This window comes from Streptomyces sp. NPDC005151, assembly GCF_053599875.1.
The window spans coordinates 1-16,763 of sequence record NZ_JBSFYR010000051.1 but is presented as its reverse complement, the minus strand read 5'-3'; the positions used below and the strand labels follow the sequence as shown (position 1 = coordinate 16,763).

At 69.9% G+C, this 16,763-nt stretch carries 15 protein-coding genes and 3 pseudogenes; 6 read left to right on the top strand and 12 right to left on the bottom strand.

Annotation, left to right across the window (positions count from 1 at the left end; genetic code table 11):
- Positions 1-45 precede the first annotated feature (45 nt).
- A pseudogene (locus tag ACWD6R_RS24795) lies at positions 46-546 on the top strand (HAD family hydrolase); the annotation flags it as partial.
- Positions 547-716: 170 nt separating this feature from the next.
- On the opposite strand, the gene ACWD6R_RS24790 reads toward ACWD6R_RS24795, so the two are convergent.
- The 4 genes and pseudogenes from ACWD6R_RS24790 to ACWD6R_RS24775 form a co-directional block, all read right to left on the bottom strand.
- On the bottom strand, positions 717-2,186 hold the full coding sequence (locus ACWD6R_RS24790; protein WP_451820707.1) for a purine-cytosine permease family protein: 1,470 nt from the start codon (positions 2,184-2,186) through the stop codon (positions 717-719).
- Between the two features lie 172 nt (positions 2,187-2,358).
- The gene (locus ACWD6R_RS24785; RefSeq protein WP_451820706.1) at positions 2,359-3,375 is read right to left on the bottom strand and encodes a serine hydrolase; all 1,017 of its coding nucleotides are present in this window, start codon (positions 3,373-3,375) and stop codon (positions 2,359-2,361) included.
- A gap of 373 nt (positions 3,376-3,748) precedes the next feature.
- A pseudogene (locus ACWD6R_RS24780) lies at positions 3,749-3,964 on the bottom strand (response regulator); the annotation flags it as partial.
- Positions 3,965-4,818: 854 nt separating this feature from the next.
- Positions 4,819-5,316 (bottom strand): lamin tail domain-containing protein, encoded by a 498-nt coding sequence (locus ACWD6R_RS24775; RefSeq protein WP_451820705.1) that lies wholly within the window; start codon positions 5,314-5,316, stop codon positions 4,819-4,821.
- Between the two features lie 1,066 nt (positions 5,317-6,382).
- On the opposite strand from ACWD6R_RS24775, the gene ACWD6R_RS24770 reads away from it, so the two are divergent.
- A complete protein-coding gene (locus ACWD6R_RS24770; RefSeq protein ID WP_451820704.1) occupies positions 6,383-7,402 on the top strand; it encodes an alcohol dehydrogenase in 1,020 nt (339 codons plus the stop codon).
- Here ACWD6R_RS24770 and ACWD6R_RS24765 read toward each other — a convergent pair.
- From ACWD6R_RS24765 to ACWD6R_RS24755, 3 genes are read right to left on the bottom strand one after another with little or no spacing between them, the layout of a single operon-like run.
- Entirely contained in the window at positions 7,386-7,904 is a 519-nt protein-coding gene (locus tag ACWD6R_RS24765) for a hypothetical protein (protein ID WP_451820703.1), read from the bottom strand. The two genes, ACWD6R_RS24770 and ACWD6R_RS24765, sit on opposite strands and share 17 nt — an antisense overlap.
- A 31-nt stretch (positions 7,905-7,935) precedes the next feature.
- Positions 7,936-8,391 carry a hypothetical protein gene (locus ACWD6R_RS24760; protein ID WP_451820702.1) on the bottom strand — a complete coding sequence of 152 codons (456 nt, stop codon included), beginning with the start codon at positions 8,389-8,391 and terminating at the stop codon, positions 7,936-7,938.
- On the bottom strand, positions 8,388-8,822 hold the full coding sequence (locus ACWD6R_RS24755; RefSeq protein ID WP_451820701.1) for a MarR family winged helix-turn-helix transcriptional regulator: 435 nt from the start codon (positions 8,820-8,822) through the stop codon (positions 8,388-8,390). Before ACWD6R_RS24755 ends, ACWD6R_RS24760 begins: the two co-directional genes overlap by 4 nt.
- Here ACWD6R_RS24755 and ACWD6R_RS24750 point away from each other — a divergent pair.
- Complete coding sequence (locus tag ACWD6R_RS24750; RefSeq protein WP_451820700.1) at positions 8,821-9,003, top strand: hypothetical protein; 183 nt, start codon at positions 8,821-8,823, stop codon at positions 9,001-9,003. The genes ACWD6R_RS24755 and ACWD6R_RS24750 overlap by 2 nt on opposite strands.
- A gap of 21 nt (positions 9,004-9,024) precedes the next feature.
- Here the strand turns inward: ACWD6R_RS24750 and ACWD6R_RS24745 are convergent, their stop codons facing one another.
- From ACWD6R_RS24745 to ACWD6R_RS24735, 3 genes are all read right to left on the bottom strand, one after another.
- Positions 9,025-9,243, bottom strand: a complete 219-nt coding sequence (locus tag ACWD6R_RS24745) for a hypothetical protein (RefSeq protein ID WP_451820699.1) — start codon at positions 9,241-9,243, stop codon at positions 9,025-9,027.
- Between the two features lie 508 nt (positions 9,244-9,751).
- On the bottom strand, positions 9,752-11,596 hold the full coding sequence (locus ACWD6R_RS24740) for a glycoside hydrolase family 15 protein (RefSeq protein WP_451820698.1): 1,845 nt from the start codon (positions 11,594-11,596) through the stop codon (positions 9,752-9,754).
- A gap of 184 nt (positions 11,597-11,780) precedes the next feature.
- On the bottom strand, positions 11,781-12,839 hold the full coding sequence (locus tag ACWD6R_RS24735; RefSeq protein ID WP_451820697.1) for an NAD(+)/NADH kinase: 1,059 nt from the start codon (positions 12,837-12,839) through the stop codon (positions 11,781-11,783).
- Between the two features lie 348 nt (positions 12,840-13,187).
- On the opposite strand from ACWD6R_RS24735, the gene ACWD6R_RS24730 reads away from it, so the two are divergent.
- On the top strand, positions 13,188-13,343 hold the full coding sequence (locus ACWD6R_RS24730) for a hypothetical protein (RefSeq protein WP_167747313.1): 156 nt from the start codon (positions 13,188-13,190) through the stop codon (positions 13,341-13,343).
- 551 nt (positions 13,344-13,894) lie between these two features.
- Here ACWD6R_RS24730 and ACWD6R_RS24725 read toward each other — a convergent pair.
- A complete protein-coding gene (locus tag ACWD6R_RS24725) occupies positions 13,895-14,131 on the bottom strand; it encodes a hypothetical protein (RefSeq protein ID WP_451820696.1) in 237 nt (78 codons plus the stop codon).
- Between the two features lie 106 nt (positions 14,132-14,237).
- Between ACWD6R_RS24725 and ACWD6R_RS24720 the strand changes: the two are divergent.
- Positions 14,238-14,369: pseudogene (locus ACWD6R_RS24720) on the top strand (transposase); the annotation flags it as partial.
- Positions 14,370-14,649: 280 nt separating this feature from the next.
- Positions 14,650-15,597 carry an NAD(P)H-binding protein gene (locus ACWD6R_RS24715; RefSeq protein WP_451820695.1) on the top strand — a complete coding sequence of 316 codons (948 nt, stop codon included), beginning with the start codon at positions 14,650-14,652 and terminating at the stop codon, positions 15,595-15,597.
- A gap of 548 nt (positions 15,598-16,145) precedes the next feature.
- Here the strand turns inward: ACWD6R_RS24715 and ACWD6R_RS24710 are convergent.
- On the bottom strand, positions 16,146-16,763 hold a 618-nt coding region (locus tag ACWD6R_RS24710; protein WP_451820694.1), incomplete at its 5' end, for a hypothetical protein.

The window sequence follows — 16,763 nt, the reverse complement described above, 5'->3', positions numbered from 1 at the left end:
CCCTGCAGCCCTGCGGTACGTCAGCACCCGTACCACGTCGACCCGCTGAAAGAGACCTCCGTGACGCGCCCCCGCACCACCCCCGTCCAGCCACCCCTGCTGAAGGCCGTGCTCTTCGACATGGACGGCACCCTCGTGGACACCGAGCAGCTGTGGTGGGCGGCCGTCGACGAGGTGGCCGCCGGGCTGGGGTACGCGCTCACCGAAGCCGACCAGCCCGATGTGCTGGGCCGCCCCGTGGAGCACACGGCGAAGGTGCTGGGCCGGGCCGCCGGCGCGCCGGTCGGCGCGGTCGCCGCTGAGCTCCACCGGAAGTTCGCGGCCCGGGTGCGTGCCGACGTCGTGCCGCGCCCCGGCGCAGTCGAACTGCTCGTGGCGCTGCGCGGCGAGGGTGTTCCCACCGCCTTTGTCACGGCCTCGCCGCGGCACGTCGCCGACACCGTCGTGAAGGCCCTGGAGTCGCTGGGCGCGGGCCGGTTCACCACCGGGCGGGCCCAACGGCGGATCCGCCCCTGCCCCTGCCGCAAGGCGCCGCCATGCTCCGCCACCGCGCCCTCGGCAGGACCGGAAGAAGGACCTCATACGCCACATGTGAATCGGGCGACACAGTCCGACAGGCGGGCGGCACCCGATATCCGCAAACGCTGACTGCCCGGCCGCCGGCTCAGGTGAACCGGCGGCCGGGCGGTCGGCGACGAGGTGTCCGCGCGTTCGCGTCAGACGGTGACCCGCTCGGCCTTGAGGGCGGCGGTCTCCTCGGTGGTGGCGGAAGTGTTCTCCCGGGGCGCGGGGAGCACGGCCATGATCACGCCGGAGATCACGATGGTCGCCGCCCAGGCGAGCCCGTACTTGCCGATGGGAGTGCTGGAGAACGGGCCGGCGAACCAGTCGCACTTGGTGAAGGCGAGCCCGATCAGCAGCGCGAGCACCCAGGACACCATCGCCTGCCAGCAGAATCCGCCCACGTACCAGTACCGGCTGCTCCGGCCGGTGTCCATCAGCGCGGCGGCGTCGTAGCGCACCGCACGCGACCGACGCCGGAACATGTCCACCGCATAGACGCCGATCCAGGCCGAGAAGGAGACGGCGAGCAGGATCAGGAAGGTGATGAAGGAGCCCAGGAAGCTCTTGGCGACCAGCATCAGCATCAGGCCGCCGACCAGCGAGATTACGGCGTTGATGCTGACGGCCATGGCACGCGGCAGCTTGACGCCCATGGTCTGGGCGGTGAAGCCGGCCGAGTACATCGAGAGGCTGTTGATCAGCATCATGCCCACGATCGCGGTCAGCAGGTACGGCACGGCCAGCCAGGTCGGCAGCAGGTCGCCGAGGAAGGCGACCGGATCCGAGGCCTGCGCCAGACCGGGCGAGGCCGTCGCCATCACCGCACCCATCAGCACCATCGGCACCATCACCAGAGCGGCGCCCGAAACCGTCACGCCGACGATCTTCCTGCCAGAGGCGGCGTGCGGCAGGTAGCGCGCGAAGTCCGGGCCGGTGGGGACCCAGCTGATGCCACCGGCGGCGATGGTCCCGATGCCGGCGATCATCATCGCGGTGGTACCCGCGGGCTTGGAGAAGACCTCACTCCAGTGCATGGTCGCGATCAGGTAGCCCAGCACCAGGACGCTGAAGACGCCGAAGAGGTACGTCGACCAGGTGTTGCAGACATTCAGCGCCTTCCGGCCCATGCCGGAGACCAGGAACGTACAGGCAACGAAGACCAAGAGCGTGACGACGATCAGCGCGGTGTTGCTCTTGACGCCGAAGAGCAGGTCAAGAACGGTCAGCACGGCGTAGGCACCGGTGACGGCGTTGATCGTCTCCCAACCGAACCGAGCGATCCAGAGGATCGCGCCGGGGAACAGGTTGCCGCGCACACCGAAGGTGGCCCGCGAGAGCGTCGCGCCCGGCGCCCCGCCCCACTTTCCGGAGACCGACAGCAAGCCGACCATGCCGAACGAGGCGACCGCGGCGACCGCCGCGACGATCAAGACCTGCCAGAAGTTCAACTGGTTGAACACCACCAGGGCCGCACCCATGGTGAGGAGCAGGACGCTGATGTTCGCCGCGACCCAGGTCGGGAAGAGTTCGCGGACTCTGCCCCGGCGCTCGTGGTCCGGGACAGGTTCGATACCGCGCGTCTCTATCGCGCCGTCGGTGTCGGCGGTGGACAGGTTGTCCATGAGGGTGGCTCCGTGCGTGTGAAGCGAGAGATGGATCGGACATATTGCATATTTATGGAACTCTTCGCGCGTAGCACATGAGTTAAGCCATCGTACTTTGCTCCAGTTCCGGTGGTGGGCGGTAGCGGGCGCGCGCATGGCCCGGCTCGCCGCCCTGGTGGCGGTTGCGGGGTCAGGCCGTCCCGTCCAGGGCCTGGACGGCCGCCTTGGCCGCCTTCTCCACCAGTTGGACACCGTCCGCCATGCTGACGCTGCCCCGCGACAGCACCGCCACCAGGCGGTCGTGTCCGTCCACCCGGACGAGACCGATGCTGTTGACGTCCCAGCGGCCCGTCGCGGTCCGCTGCAGCCAGCCGTTCTTCAGGCCGGTGACGGGGCCGGCCGCCGAAACGCCCCAGTCCTGGCCTGCCGCTATGCCGCCCATGAGGCCGCGCAGGTAGGCCCGGGACGCCTGGCCCAGTGGGGAGTCGGTGCCGAAGACGGCGCTCAGCAGGGCGAGTTGATCGGTCGCGGTGGTCTGGGTGAGCCCCCAGTGCCCGTCGCCGCCGCCGGTCGTGCCGGTCAGGCCGAGCCTGCGGTTGGCGGCGTTCAGGCCCGGCGCCTCGCCGATCACGCGCCACAGCGCGTCGGCGGACGCGTTGTCACTGATCCGGATCATCGACGCGGCGGACGCCTTCTCCTGCGCCGTGAGCCCGCGATGCTCGTCCTGGGCCTTGAGCAGCAGGGCCGCCAGGATGTCGACCTTCACGATGCTCGCCGTGTCGTACGTCGTCCCCGCCCGCACGCCGTACCGTGCCGCGCGCCCGTCGGCCGGATCGAGCACCGCCACCGAGAGCGAGGCGGGGGTGGCCGCCACGACCGGCGCGAGCCGCCGGGACAGCGCCTGGTCAGGAGCCACACCGGTTCCGGCGGTCCGCAGGGCCGCCACGGACACCGACGGCGAGTGCGCCGCCGTGGCGGACGCGGACGGCAGCGCGAGGACCGCGGCCGGCCGGGCGACGCCGGGCACCGTCCCCGCCGTCGGGCCCGACCGCGGGACGGTCCGCGCCCCGTCAGCCCCGGCCGCGTCGGCGAAGCCGCCCGTCGCCGCCCAGCCGGTCATGACGAGCGCGAGCGCGGCCAGGGCGTAGCGCGAAGAGTGGCGCCGGGCGAACGTGACGACCAGCGGAGCGAACGAATGGCGAGACATGGCGCGAGGATAAAAAGACCATCCGTGAAATCGCTATGTCCCAGGTAACAGCTGCGCGACGAGGTTCGTGATTCCGCACACACCACTCATAAGTGGACTCTGCGGAAGTAGCACTCAATGAGGTCATTAATGAACTTTCCGTGCGGGTCCAGCCGCTCATAGCGACCATGACAGGCGCGCCGCCGTCGAGTCGATGAGCGCGGCCGACCAGTCGGTGGCCGCGGCTTCGTCGGCGGGCGCGTCCCGTGACGCCGCCGGTCCCGCGCTCCGGCTGCCAGCCGAAGGGGCGGCGCCGGCCGGGTTCCTCCCCCACGACGGCGCGGACTCGCCGGGTGAGACGAGTCCTGTCTCGTAGGCGAGGACGACGGCCTGGGCCCGGTCGCGCAGGGTCAGCTTGTGCGAGGACGCGGCGGGCGGCTTCCAGACCGTCCGCGTCCGGCATGCGGATGTCCATGAGTACGACGTCGGGCCGCAGGCGGCGCACTGCTTCGACGGCCCTGGCTCCGCCCGCTCTCGCAGGCCGAGCAGTCCGCGTCCCGCTCGCCCGGTCCGCGACCGGGCCGCCCCGCGAGGCGGAGCCGTCTCCCAACAGCACGCCTGGTCCGCTGTTCAGCACACGGCGTCGCGCGGCCGAGTAGCTGACGGATCATCATCATCCTTTGATGTCACGGCTGTTCACAGACCAATCGCACCCTCTTGCACAGCACACTCGGCATGCACATGCTAGTCATCACGAGTTCTACTCGCATAGATCCGCCGGCGGCAACACGGCTTCATCCTGAACGCGCACCGTTCCTAACCAGTGTGCGTGAGTGAGTCTTGGACCCACTGTTGCGTACTGGGTGCCTCCCGAACGGTTGTGGATGCACTGGGTTCCCGCGTTCGCTTCCCGCTCGGCGCCGGCCCTCCAGGGGGCCGGTCCGTTGTGGGTGGGCGGGTTCCCTCACGCCCCCGGTCACCTGGTCCGGCCTGGACGGTCCGATGCCCCGCACGATCACTCCGGTCGTGTGGGGGCGGTACTGTCCTTCCCCAAGCTCTCAACTCCGTTCGAGCAGGGGATACCCCATCCCGGATCGGGTGCCCGAGGGCGCGTCGTCCGATGGCGATGCTCGTGGCACCGGCGGGGAGCCCGCGGTGGCCAGGACCACTTGGCGTCTGCTGCCGGTCCCGGGCGTGGACCCGTGACGTGCCGCTCGTCGCGGCAGTCGGGCCCTGGCGTGCGCACCTTCGGCCCCTCGGGATGCGTACGCCTGGGCCCTCAGACCAGGGCCCCGCAGCATTTCCAGGGTTTGAGAGCACGTGCTGAGCGGCGAGAACCCGGCGGCCGCCGACATACGAGAGCGGCGTGCCACCGCCCTGTGTGGGTGGTGGCACGCCGGCTCAGAAGGGCGGCACGCCGGGGTCAGAAGGTGCGCCCTTGGTCAGTGGCGGGGCAGGGGCCGGTCAGCGGCGGTAGCCCCAGGACTGGGTGTCCACGGTGCGGCCGTCGTCGTCGCGCAGGGTGGCCTTGTCGGCGTGGTTGCCCCAGACGTAGTCCCAGCTGTCCTGGTAGACATCCCGACGGGTGTCATAGCCGTGCCCGGTGTGGACGCGGACCGTGGCGTGGCCGGGCAGGCGCAGGTCGTCGAAGCGGTAGCGCTTGCCGTCGCGGTCCGAGAGCGTCCATCCGTCCAGGTCGACCGCGCGGCGGCCGGTGTTGGTGACCTCGACCCACTCCCGGTTCAGGGACCGGTTCGACCAGTCGTCACGGCCGGGGCTGTTGTACTGGATGTCGCCGAGGACAACGCTGGAGTACGACTGGTGGCGGCCGTGCCCGTATCCGTGTCCGTGGCCGTGCCCGTCGCCGCTGTCGGCGGATGCCGGCATCGCCGCCGCGGCGACGACGGAGCCGGCCGCCAGAGCGGTAGCGGCAATGCGGCGGACGGTACGAGAAGCAGACATTGATGTCCCCTCAAGTAAGGGCGCCCAGGACCCGGTCAAGGGCCATGCTGCGCGGTGCGGATCCCGGCCCCTCAGGCCGAGAACCCAAAGCCTGGAGCACCTCCCCCGCCACCGGCGGCGACTCCGGTTCGTGTTACTTAATGCGGACATTTCCGTAACTCGCGATTGTATTGATCACACATCCCGCCCGGGCGTGCCCCTGACATCGACTGCCGGATCCACGCATCCGCTCCGCAACCGGGGGCAAGCCTTTTCCAGCCCCCACGCACCCCGCCGCACCACCCCGCAAGCCACCCGTCCAGCAGCACGCCCATCGGTAACAGCCGCAATGCCGGGCAATTCAGACACATATCGCGTGGCCGAACACCTGCCCGCAGAGTGCGGGGTTCGAGACTGGCGTGCTCGCATGTCCGGGTGAGGGGCAGATGGCGTTTCAGGAACTCGATCCGCCGATCCGGACCGGTCGTACGGTACGAACGGCACCTTTGCCGCCTTCACCTGGTGGACGAAGGAGCCGTCGCTCGCATAGCTGGACCCCGGTCCGCAGAGGTGACCGAAGCGCAGCACCGCACCACCCGCGTCCGACGTGCGCTCTTCGAGTTCGCGCAGCGCGCCGAGGTCGGGCACGAACTGCTTGGGCGGCCGGACCCACAGCGGCGCGTCCTCGTTGGCGGGGCCTTCGTCGTTGGGGTCGTAGGCGTAGGCCGGCCCTGGGCGACGATCCTGCGTACACCGGCCGATTCGGCTGCCTCGTACAGATTGCGGGTGCCTTCGGTGCGCAGCCGGTTGGTGAGCTCGAAGTCGCGGGCCGGCCGGCGCGGGTCGATCTCGCATGATCGGCCGGACAGAACCTGGAACGACACAGACATTCTTTTCCGGGAGTTCTTCGTGCGCCCGGCTTTCCGGGTCCTTCAAGAGATCGGGAATATCCTGAACAGTGATCTCTTGACCGGTTATGTCCGTCGGGGATTCCGTTCCCTGGAACAGTCGTACGAACCTTGGTTTCGACCGGCATTCGACCGGTCTCACGCCTCCCCCTTCCCCTTGCTCTACCACGGAGAGTTCCATGAACACGATGCGTGTCGCCCAGGTCAGCGCCGCGGGCGGGAAGTTCGAAATCGTCGAGCGGGAACTGCCGCAGCCCGGCCCCGGCCACGTCCGGATCACCGTCGAGGCGGCGGGCATCTGTCACAGCGATGCGGGCTTCGTCCACGCCGACTTTCCCGGCGTGCAGTTCCCGCTGGTCACCGGCCACGAGGTCGCCGGGCGGATCGATGCTCTCGGCGAAGGCGTGAGCGGATGGCAGGTCGGCGACCGCGTCGAGGTCGGCTGGTTCGGTGGCAACTGCGGCCACTGCCTGCCCTGCCGTGAAGGCGACTTCATCGACTGCCAGAACCTTCAGGTTCCCGGCTGGGCCTACCCCGGCGGCTTCGCCGACGCCATGGTGGCCCCCGATACCGCGCTCTCGCGCATTCCTGACGGATTGCCGGCCGCCCTGGCCGCGCCGCTCGGCTGCGCCGGCGTCACCACTTTCAACGCTCTGCGGCACAGCTCTGCCCGGCCCGGTGACCTCGTGGCGATCCTCGGCGTCGGCGGCCTGGGACACCTCGGAGTCCAGTACGCCAACCAGTTCGGCTTCGACACCGTCGCCATCGCCCGCGGCCAGGAGAAGGAGCCACTGGCCCGGGAGCTCGGCGCCCGGCACTACATCGACAGCAGCGCCGTCAACGTCGCCGAAGCCCTCCAGGCGCTGGGGGGCGCCCGCGTCGTGCTCGCCACGGCGGCCAACTCCGACGCGATGACTGCCACCGTCGACGGCCTGCGTCACCGTGGGCAGCTGATCGTCATCGGCGTTACCCCCGAGCCGCTGCAGATCAGCCCGCTGCAGCTGATCGGGGGAAGCCGCTCCGTCCACGGCCACCCGGCCGGCACCGCCCAGGACGTCCAGGACACGCTGACGTTCAGCGCGCGGACCGGGGTGAAGCCGATGGTGGAGACGGTGCCGCTGGAGGAAGTCGACGAAGCCTTCCAGCGGATGCTCAGCGGCGCAGCCCGTTTCCGCATGGTGCTCACCACCGGCAACTGACCACCAGGTGCAACCGGGTGCGCGGGGCGGATCGCCGAGCGTCAGCCCGCGCGGGGACGGCGGACCTGGACCTCGTGCCGTCGATGCGCAGGTCCACGCCCTCGGCCCCGGCGCAGGTGAACAGGTCTTCCAGGGTGCGGATGCGCAGGCCCCGGCGGTCGGGCACGGCGAAGCCGCGGGCGGCGAGGATGGGGCGGATCTCGCGGATGGCGCCGGAGACGGTGGTGCGGTCAGTCCCAGACAGCTGGGCCGGTGCGGCGTGCGGCAGTTGGTGGCGCAGGTGCACCGGTGTGACCAGCAGCCGGTCGACGAATGCCAGCCGGTGTTTCGGGCCTGCCCCTGCGGTCCGCCGCCGGTCTCCTCCGCGCTGCTCGCGCAGGGCCGATTCGCGGCGGGACTCCCACCTGGGTGCCAGTTCTTCGATCAGCTCGCCGAGATGTGCGCGGAAGACGCCGGTGGGGGCAGGATGGGAACAGGCCGCACGGGCCCAGCCAGTCTTCACAACCTGCTGAACCCGTGCGGCCCTTGCTCCGTTACGGCCGCCGCGGGTCCTGCTGGGCGGTGTCCTGCCAAGGGAACGGGGCGAGGTCGGGCTCGACCCAGCCGTTCTTCGCATGCGGGCCGGCCAGCGTTGCCGGGCGGTAGAAGCGGGTCAGCAGTCGTTTGTCGAACAGCGCGGGGTGGTGGTCGGCGAACGCGGTGAAGTCGCTTTCGTCACGCTCGTCCGCGTGGTGCCCGACCAGTTCCACCCAGGCGCGGCTGACGGTCGCGTGGTATTTCTGGGGCGCACCTGCATATCGGGCGGTGTGCTGGATGCCGTCGCTGACCAGGACGACCGCCGTGGGCACGCCGCACTGTCGCACGGCCAGCCACGTCAGGTGGACATGTTCCCGGTGGCCGAACCGCTCGGCGGTCGCCATCACTTCGGCCATCAACGCTTCGAAGGTGGGTGCATCGTTGGCCTGCGTCCGGGGCTGGTGCAGGGTCATGAGGACACCTCCGTCAGGGCTTGCAGGGCAGTGCGCAGGGCGGCGACAGCGTCGGCGGGCAGGTTGCCGAGCGCGCGGTGCTCCAGGTCGGTGACGGCCTGTCGGATCGTAGTGGCGGCCAGGTGCCCGGAAGAGGTGAGCTCGATGAGCACCGCCCGGCGGTCGCCCGGGCGGGTGCCCCGGGTGATGTGGCCGCGTCGTTCCAATCGGTCCAGCACGCTGGTCAGCGTCGTGGGGCGAGTGCCCACGGCCGCGCCCAGTTCGGACACGGTTCTCCCGCGGCCGTCAGCAAGGTTGGCCAGCGCATTGATCTCAGAGGCGGTCAGGTCCAGGTCGACGAGCTCTGCGGCGAGCACCTGCAGGGTGGCGTGGGTGGCCCGCTGGAGCGCCAGCAGGGCAGACCACTCACATGGCACGGGTTCGGACTTCATGATTTCGGACTATACGATTTCGTATGAACTGCTGCAAGTCGAGGCCTCGTCCACGACCGGCCGCCCATCGCTCCCCAAGATCGGCAGCAACGGCTGGCTCGCCCTCGGCTGGGGCATCGCCATCACGGTCCTCGGCTACCTCTGGTCGAAGTCGTTCTTCAACCGCGACCCGTCTCGTTGATCAGGCCGAGCGCCGCAGCCCTCAGCTCGTCCCGCCCAGGGCGGCGTACTGCGACACCGCGTCGGCGTACGCCGCCGCGTCGGCGTCCTCGGCCGCCCCCCGGGCGCGTGCCGCGGACATCGTCGGCTGGAACTCCCGCAGCACACCAAGACGTTCGGACAGGGCGAACAGGCGTATGGCCGAGGTGTCGCCGTCGGCCAGGCCGGCCATGCCGAGGGCCAGCAGCGCCGTGCCGTACACCGGGAGTTCGGCGGGGCGCGAGGCGCCGGGGGCGGGGGTGAGCAGCGTCAGGAGCCGGGCGCGTCACTCGCGGCAGCAAGGTCATCTCGGTGGTCATCTGCGCAGATTAGACCGACCGGCGATTGGGGGGGCGGCGTCACGGGGCTGGGGCACGCACCTCGCGGCGTTGTCGTCCATCACCATGGCTCAATCCTCCGCCTTGCGATGCACGCACCCCAGCCCCGCTCCTTCAGCCACCCCCCCATTGCCGGTCGGTCTAACGAGCGGGAGGCGCGTGTGAGCATGGGCCTGTGGATCAGTGGTTGTATACGCTGCCCGGCCGTCCGTGTGGTGGCCGCAACTCCACGCTCGGCAGCACGTCAGGAGCGCCCCGGCGGCCACCACCGGCCCCGCCCGCACGAGTCTTCCGCGCACGTGGGTGCGAAAGGGGCTGTCCGGCATGGCAAGACCCCGGCACCGGCCGCCGCCGGGTGCTCGTTCCCGTGGCGGCGGCCGGTGCCGGCTCAGCTCAGCCGAGGGCGCGGTCGAGGTTGAAGGCGGCGCTGATGAGGGAAAGGTGGGTGAAGGCCTGCGGGAAGTTGCCGAGTTGTTCTCCCGTCGGTCCGATTTCCTCTGCGTACAGGCCGAGATGGTTGGAGTAGGTGAGCATTTTCTCGAAGGCCAGGCGGGCCTCCTCCAGGCGGCCGGCCCGGGTGAGGGCTTCGATGTACCAGAAGGAGCAGATCGAAAAAGTGCCCTCCGTACCCGGGAGGCCGTCCGGGCTGGCTCCCGTGTCGTAGCGGTAGACGAGCGAGTCGGCGACCAGGTTCGCGCCAATGGCGTCCAGCGTCGCGAGCCACTTCGGGTCGACCGGGGAGACGAACTTGACCAGGGGCATCATCAGCACGGAGGCGTCCAGGACGTCGCCGTCCAGTTGTTGGACGAAGGCGCCGGCTTCGGCCGACCAGCCGCGTCTCATGATCTGCCGGTAGATCGCGTCACGGCTCTGCCCCCACCGGACAAGATCGGCAGGCAAGCCGCGCCGGGTCGCCATGCGCATGGCCCGCTCGATCGCCACCCAGCACATCAGGCGCGAGTACAGGAAGTCCCGTCGTCCCCCGCGGATCTCCCAGACGCCTTCGTCCGGCTGGTCCCAGTGGTCGCAGACCCAGTCCACCACGGTGCCGACCTCGTCCCAGCGGTGGCTGCTGATGGGCTGCCCCCACTTGTCGTACAGGTAGATGGAGTCGATGAGCGCTCCGTAGATGTCCAGCTGGAGCTGGGTCGCGGCGGCATTTCCCACCCGCACCGGGGACGACCCCAAGTACCCCTCGAAATTTGATAGTTCGCGCTCGGGAAGCTCGCGGCGTCCGTCGATTCCGTACATGATCTGCAGCGGTCCGGTGGCATCGTCCTCGCACATGATGCAGGAGGACAGAAAGCCCATGAACGCTTCGGCCTCCGATGTGAAGCCCAGCCTGAGCATGGCGTAGATGCAGAAGGCGGCGTCCCTGACCCACGTGTACCGGTAGTCCCAGTTACGCTCGCATCCGATCTCTTCGGGCAGGCTCGTCGTCGGCGCAGCCACGATCGCGCCGGTCGGCGCGTAGACGAGCAGCTTCAGGGTCAGTGCGGAGCGGTGCACCATCTCCCGCCACCGTCCGTGGTAGCGCGAGGCGCCCAGCCAGTGCCGCCAGAAGCGGACCGTGGCCTGGAACTCCTCCTCCGCCTCGCGCCGGGCACACCCGCGCACAGCGACCTCTGCCCCGATCCGGTCGAGGGCGAAGACCGCGGACTCGCCTTCGAGCAATTTGAAGTGTGACCAGGCGTCCGTGCCGTCGCATTCGAGCGGCACGGTGGCTGTCAGTGCCAGGGACAGGCTCTTGGATTCGAAGTGCGCCCTGTCGCCCTCAATGCGTGCGCTGTGCGGCTCGGTCCCGTATCCGAAGCGGGGAGCCACTCGCGCGGTGAACGGAAGCGAGCCCCGGACGCAGAGCAGGCGTCTGATCAGCCGGTGCCGGTGGGCCTCGCCCGATTCGTCGCCGATGGGCATGAAGTCCTGGATCTCGCCCACCCCGTCCGTGGCGAAGAACCGTGTGATCAGCACATTGGTGTCGGGAAAGTAGAACTGGCGGGTCCGCGCGGGCACGTCGGCGGCCAGCTGAAACGATCCGCCCCGGTCCGCGTCCAGGATGGAGCCGAACACGCTGGGTGCGTCGAATCGTGGGCAGCAGTACCAGTCGATCGTGCCGTCGGTGCCCACGAGCGCGACGGTACGAAGGTCGCCGATCAGGCCGTGGTCGGCGATCGGCAGGTAGCGCGGGGAGCCCGCCCCTTGCCCGTATCCACTGCATCCGGCACTCTCGAACGCCATGCCAGGCCTCCCTGCCACCACGGCGCCACCGCCATGAAGCCGAAAATAACCCTGATAACAGCTTAAATCTCCACGCATGTGTACCTGGCTCTGCCGCTTCAGCTGCCACCGCCGTGTGCCGCGCCGTGACTGTGGCGGCGGGTTCGTCAGCCTCGCAGAGCCGGCAAAATCACCGGCCCTGCGTTCATGCGGCGGGCGGCGTGGGCCGGCGCAGGTGGGCCAGATCGTCGGGTGGCGGGGTGTCGGGCCGGTGGAAGAGCGGGGTCTGGTCGACGGCGGCCGCCGGGGCGTCGGCCAGCTGGAAGCGCTCGCGCAGCCGGTGGTAGAACGCCAGCGGTGCCAGACGAGCCAGGCGCAGCCGGTACGGTGCGCGGTAGGCGGCAACCCAGTCCCCCGGTTCCAGTACTCCGCGCGTCTGCCCGTCGATGCTCACGGCCACCCGGCCGGAATGCGGCAGCACGTGTACCACGACCGCCTCGTCGACCGCGGCTATCACGGTGCGGTCAAAGGCCATGTGCGGAGCGACCGGGGTGAAGACGATGGCGTCGGCGGCGGGGTCCAGAACCGGCCCTCCCGCGGCAAAGTTGTAGGCGGTCGAGCCGGTCGGGGTTGCCACGATCACCGCGTCGGCCGAGTAGGAGGCGAGCAGTTGCCCGGCCAGGTACACGGCCACGCTCGCCTGCCGGTCCCGGGCGAGTTTTTCCAGGACCACGTCATTGACGGCGGTGACGTCCAGGGCGACACCCCAGCCGGCCGTCTGCACCCCGGCGGGGCGCACGGCCGGCGCGGGCAGCGCGGGACCGCGCCCGTAGCACAGCACCATGTCCAGGCCGACGGGCGTGCGAAGCGGGCGCGACGCGCGCAGCGTGAGCACCATCCGCTCCTCGATCACCGCCTGATCCCGGTGGAGAACGTCCAGAGCGTCCTCCACCTGGTCGGTGGTGATCTCGGTCAGGAAGCCGAGCCGGCCCACGTTCACGCCCAGCACCGCCGCCCCGTCCTTGGCGGCGATCCGCGCCCCGCGCAGAAACGTGCCGTCACCGCCGAACGTGATGATCAGCCCGGGGTGGCCCGCTGCCTCGGCCTCCTCCTGGCCGCCGTGCCGCGATTCCCCCTCCCGCCACACGTCGATGTCGGTGCAGGCAATGCCGCGCGAGGCACACCACATACGGGCGGTCCGCGCCGCCGCGACGGCGGCGGGCCGGCCTTGGTGGACAACCAGACCCAGCCGATTCAGAGGCATCACTTCTCACCGTAGACCGCCCCGGCCCGCCGCGCAGATCGCAACGGATCTTCCCGCAGGCTCACCGGACCGGCCGGTAACGTCCCTGTCCTGCGCCGATCAAGAAGAGACGTGAACACGGACCGGTCCGGCCTCCGTCGCAGCGCCGGCTGCTGCAGCACCGGCCTCGGGTTGCCGTGGAGCCGGCGCCCGGTCTTTTCCACGCGGTCCGGGAAGAACTCTTGCCTGCCCTCCCGGTGCCGGAGTCCTCGCGCAATCCGCAGACCGCACCGAACGGCATGCGCAGCGGCCGCGCATCGTAGCGTTACGCTCATTTTGTATGCATGTGTTCCGACTGTGGAGGCAACCATGCGCCCGACCGACGAGTACCCGACTCCGTCGCAGGCCGAGGGCGAGAGGCTGGAAGAGGACATGAATCCGGCTGAGCAGCGGCATCCGGCCACCACACGCACCCAGCCGTCCCAGGCTGAGGGCGAGCGCCGGGCGGAGGACGACGAAAGCTGAAGGTCGGACCGGCCGCCACGATGCTCATGTGCGGCGCCGGCCCCCGATGAACACCGAGATCGAGGTGCACGCACGGCGGGCCACCGCGGAACAGTGTTCAAGCCGCTGGTCGTGGCCGCCTCGCCGGTCCGATCCCGGTGCACCCGCGCCGTGCCGTCCGGACAGAGTCCGAGTCTGCAAGGTGGACGAGTCCGCCGGGCTCATCGCGCCACGAGGACCTTGCCCTGGGGCGACGCTCGACCCTTCACACCTCGATGCGATTCGCACTCCCCGAGCGCACACGGCCGCGATACGACCGCGTACCGGCAGGGGCGTCGTTGCCGGGCGTCGCCGCTGTGACACCACGGCGGCAGAGCCGCTTTGTTCTCGTGGCAGACGACACTCGAGCGGCAGAACCGGGGGCCGGGTCGGGCAGGAACAACGCTCCTCGGTGGGAGTGGAGACGGCTCCTGGGCGTTGATACCGGCGGCCGCGTATGTTCAGGCGTGAGGCGGCCTTCGGCGCTTTCCCTGCCCGGGGGTCGCTCGCTGTGCGGTATCCCGCCGTCCCCGTCAGCGAAGGCAGTTGGGACGGACGGGTACTGCGGCCCGTGTCTCCGGGCGCCAGTGCGGGTCGCGTCCGACGAAGGCCAGCAGCGTGTTTGCCCGGTCGCCGCCCCGCGCCTGCTGCAGGGCCGGGGCGAAGACGCCGAAGGAGTCGCGGAGCCGGTCGACGAGCTGATCCGCCGCGCCCCACAGGCCCTCGGCCAACTCCTGCTCCAGGGGCAGGTCCTGGCCGGTCGCGACCACGATGTCCCAGGCAGTACACCGGCGTCCAACGCTGCTGCCGAAGCCCCGAGCCAGACGGGCAGCGGGCCCAGCGGCGTCGGCACAAAGGCGGCGTCCGCCGGCAGCCCTGTCCGGAACCGCCGGTCACCGCGACGCACAGATCCGCCACGCCCTGACCCGGTTGATCAACTGGGCGGGGCGTGTCGGGGTCGCGGCGATCGGGATCGAAGATCTCGACTTCACCGCCGAGAAGAGCCAGGCGATCCCGCAACACCAGGATCACCCAGGAGACCCAAGCCAATCTGAGACGCTGAGACAGGCGCGCAGCCCGGGCGGTGCCGGTGACGGTGGGTACGACGATGCGGTCATCCGCGGCCGCACCGTCCGCGATCGCCTGTGCGAGCGGCTACGGGGAGGGCTTCTTCGCGTGGACGGTCCCGTTGTCCCCTCTGCCGTGACTCGTTGTACCTCTACGCCATACCGGTGTGCCCGGCAGTGCGTCCCACAGCCGGGCACTGCCAACCGGAAGGATCACGCCCATGGCGCACCGACCCTCGATCCCCTCTCCCAAAACTGCCCTCACCCTCGTGACAGGCGCCGCCGGCGGCGTCGGCCGGCTGGTGGTGGAACGCCTGCGCGGCGACGGTCTGCCGGTTCGTGCCCTCGTGCACCGCGACGACGGGCGCGCCGCCGAGCTCCGTGCTCTGGGGGCGGATGTCGCCGTGGGCGATCTGACCCGTGCGGCCGACGTTGTGCGGGCGCTCGACGGCTGTCGCCGGGTGTATTTCGGACTGGGCGTCTCCTCGTACTATCTGGAGGCGACTGTGACCGCGGCAGCGGCCGCCCTGGACCACGGTCATCTCGAGGTCTTCGTCAACATGTCCCAGATGACGGTCTCCCAGATGACACTGGCCAGCACCAGCGAGTCCCGGCAACAGCGTCAGCACTGGCTCGCCGAACAGACCCTCAACTGGTCCGGCCTGCCGGTGACCCACATCAGGCCCACGGTGTTCATGGAGAACCCGATCTTCCAGATGATCATGGCCGCCGATGTCGCGCAGGACAACACCATCCGGCTTCCCTTCGGATCGGGCCGTACCTCCCCGGTCGCCACCCAGGACGTGGCCGAGGTCGCGGCCACCGTTCTTGCCACGCCGGACACGCACGTGGGCCGCACCTACCACCTGACCGGAGAGCGTTCCCGCGACATGACAGCCATCGCGCACGAGCTCACTGACGCACTGGGCAGGAACATCACCTACCTCGACGTCCCCCACGCGCAATGGGTGCGCACCAGGCTGAACCCCCTGGGCCTGCCGGAGCACATTCGCGAGCACCTCTCCACGATGGCGAGCCTCCACGCCGAGAACAGGTACGACCGGGCCACTGGCGACGTGGAGCTGATCACCGGACACTCCCCGCTGAGTCTCCACGACTTCGTACGGAGCCGTTCCGCGGCCTTCACCGGCGACACACCCGCACGCTGACCGGCTGTGGCACCCGCCGCCGGTACCCGGGCACGGCGGGTACCGGCCGGCCGGGCGCGGCCGGCCGCGGCGGGTCGGTCCAGCGGTGCCTGCGAAAGTAGCCGGTCGCCATGGCCCGGACCATGACGACCAAAGCAAGGCCGGGCAGGAATGGCACGATCCATCGGGCCGGGCGCAGCAGGGGCCGGTCCAGCCGTGCGGCTTGCGGCCGGTCGTGCGGGCAGACGGCCGGCTCCCATGTGCGGCTCACTCCCCCGGTGATGCTGCCTGACGGCACGCAGGCGTTCGATTCCCGCGAGATATGGCGTGATGGCCTGGCCGCCCTCCGGTGCGCAGGTGGATCCGGCGGAACCGGAACCGCAAAGTGTTCGATGCGCTGTAGCCCGCGGGGTGCCGGCTACGGCGACACGCGGGGCGCCTCGGTGAACGCCGGGTGCGGCGTAGCGGGTGCAGGGGTTCCGGGCGTCTGCCGGGGAATGCCCGCGCATGCCGGAAACTCCGGCCCGATTCCGACGGGCCGGAGTTTCCCTATGGCGCAAGCGGCTCCGTCAGTACCGGTCGCCCTCGTCGAACCTGTCGTCCTTGTCGAACCTGTCGAAGTGGTCCCGGACCACCCGGAAGCTGCCCACGACACCGTTGCGGACCTTCACGCCGCCGCGGATGTGCTTACGGGTGAAGACACCGTTGCTGGTGCTCCAGGGACCGACCGTCGCAACCGGGGAACCGTTGTCGCAGGTCGCCCCCTGGAAGAACTCAACGGTCCGGCGGCTGTCGTTACGGACGTTGAAGCTCTTGGCACCCAGACCGCTCACCACCGTGATGCAGCCATCCTCCCCACGGGCGGAGTACGACCGCTCGTTGATGAAGATCCGGCCCTCCTCCCGGTGGTGGCGGCGCTCTTTGTGGCCACGCTCGTTGCCGCCACGCTCGTTGCCGCCGTAGCCGCCTCCCTCGTTCCCCTTGCCGCCTCCCTCGTTCCCCTTGCCGCCACCGCCGTTCCCGCCGTCACCGCCCAGCGGAGCCGCGTCAGGGGCGGCTTGCTGAACAGCAGGGGCAGCCTGCTGGACGGACGGGGCAGCCTGGGTGGATCCGGCGGCCGAGGCATAGGTAATGCCGGTAGTGGCGATGACCGCGGCGCCCACTGCGGCAGCGGTCATGGCGACGGT

Bases quoted from the DNA above. Each gene is read 5' to 3' on its own strand.
- ACWD6R_RS24790 (WP_451820707.1), bottom strand. From the start codon at position 2,186: ATGGACAACCTGTCCACCGCCGACACCGACGGCGCGATAGAGACGCGC.
- ACWD6R_RS24785 (WP_451820706.1), bottom strand. From the start codon at position 3,375: ATGTCTCGCCATTCGTTCGCTCCGCTGGTCGTCACGTTCGCCCGGCGC.
- ACWD6R_RS24775 (WP_451820705.1), bottom strand. From the start codon at position 5,316: ATGTCTGCTTCTCGTACCGTCCGCCGCATTGCCGCTACCGCTCTGGCG.
- ACWD6R_RS24770 (WP_451820704.1), top strand. From the start codon at position 6,383: ATGAACACGATGCGTGTCGCCCAGGTCAGCGCCGCGGGCGGGAAGTTC.
- ACWD6R_RS24760 (WP_451820702.1), bottom strand. From the start codon at position 8,391: ATGACCCTGCACCAGCCCCGGACGCAGGCCAACGATGCACCCACCTTC.
- ACWD6R_RS24750 (WP_451820700.1), top strand. From the start codon at position 8,821: ATGATTTCGGACTATACGATTTCGTATGAACTGCTGCAAGTCGAGGCC.
- ACWD6R_RS24755 (WP_451820701.1), bottom strand. From the start codon at position 8,822: ATGAAGTCCGAACCCGTGCCATGTGAGTGGTCTGCCCTGCTGGCGCTC.
- ACWD6R_RS24740 (WP_451820698.1), bottom strand. From the start codon at position 11,596: ATGGCGTTCGAGAGTGCCGGATGCAGTGGATACGGGCAAGGGGCGGGC.
- ACWD6R_RS24735 (WP_451820697.1), bottom strand. From the start codon at position 12,839: ATGCCTCTGAATCGGCTGGGTCTGGTTGTCCACCAAGGCCGGCCCGCC.
- ACWD6R_RS24730 (WP_167747313.1), top strand. From the start codon at position 13,188: ATGCGCCCGACCGACGAGTACCCGACTCCGTCGCAGGCCGAGGGCGAG.
- ACWD6R_RS24715 (WP_451820695.1), top strand. From the start codon at position 14,650: ATGGCGCACCGACCCTCGATCCCCTCTCCCAAAACTGCCCTCACCCTC.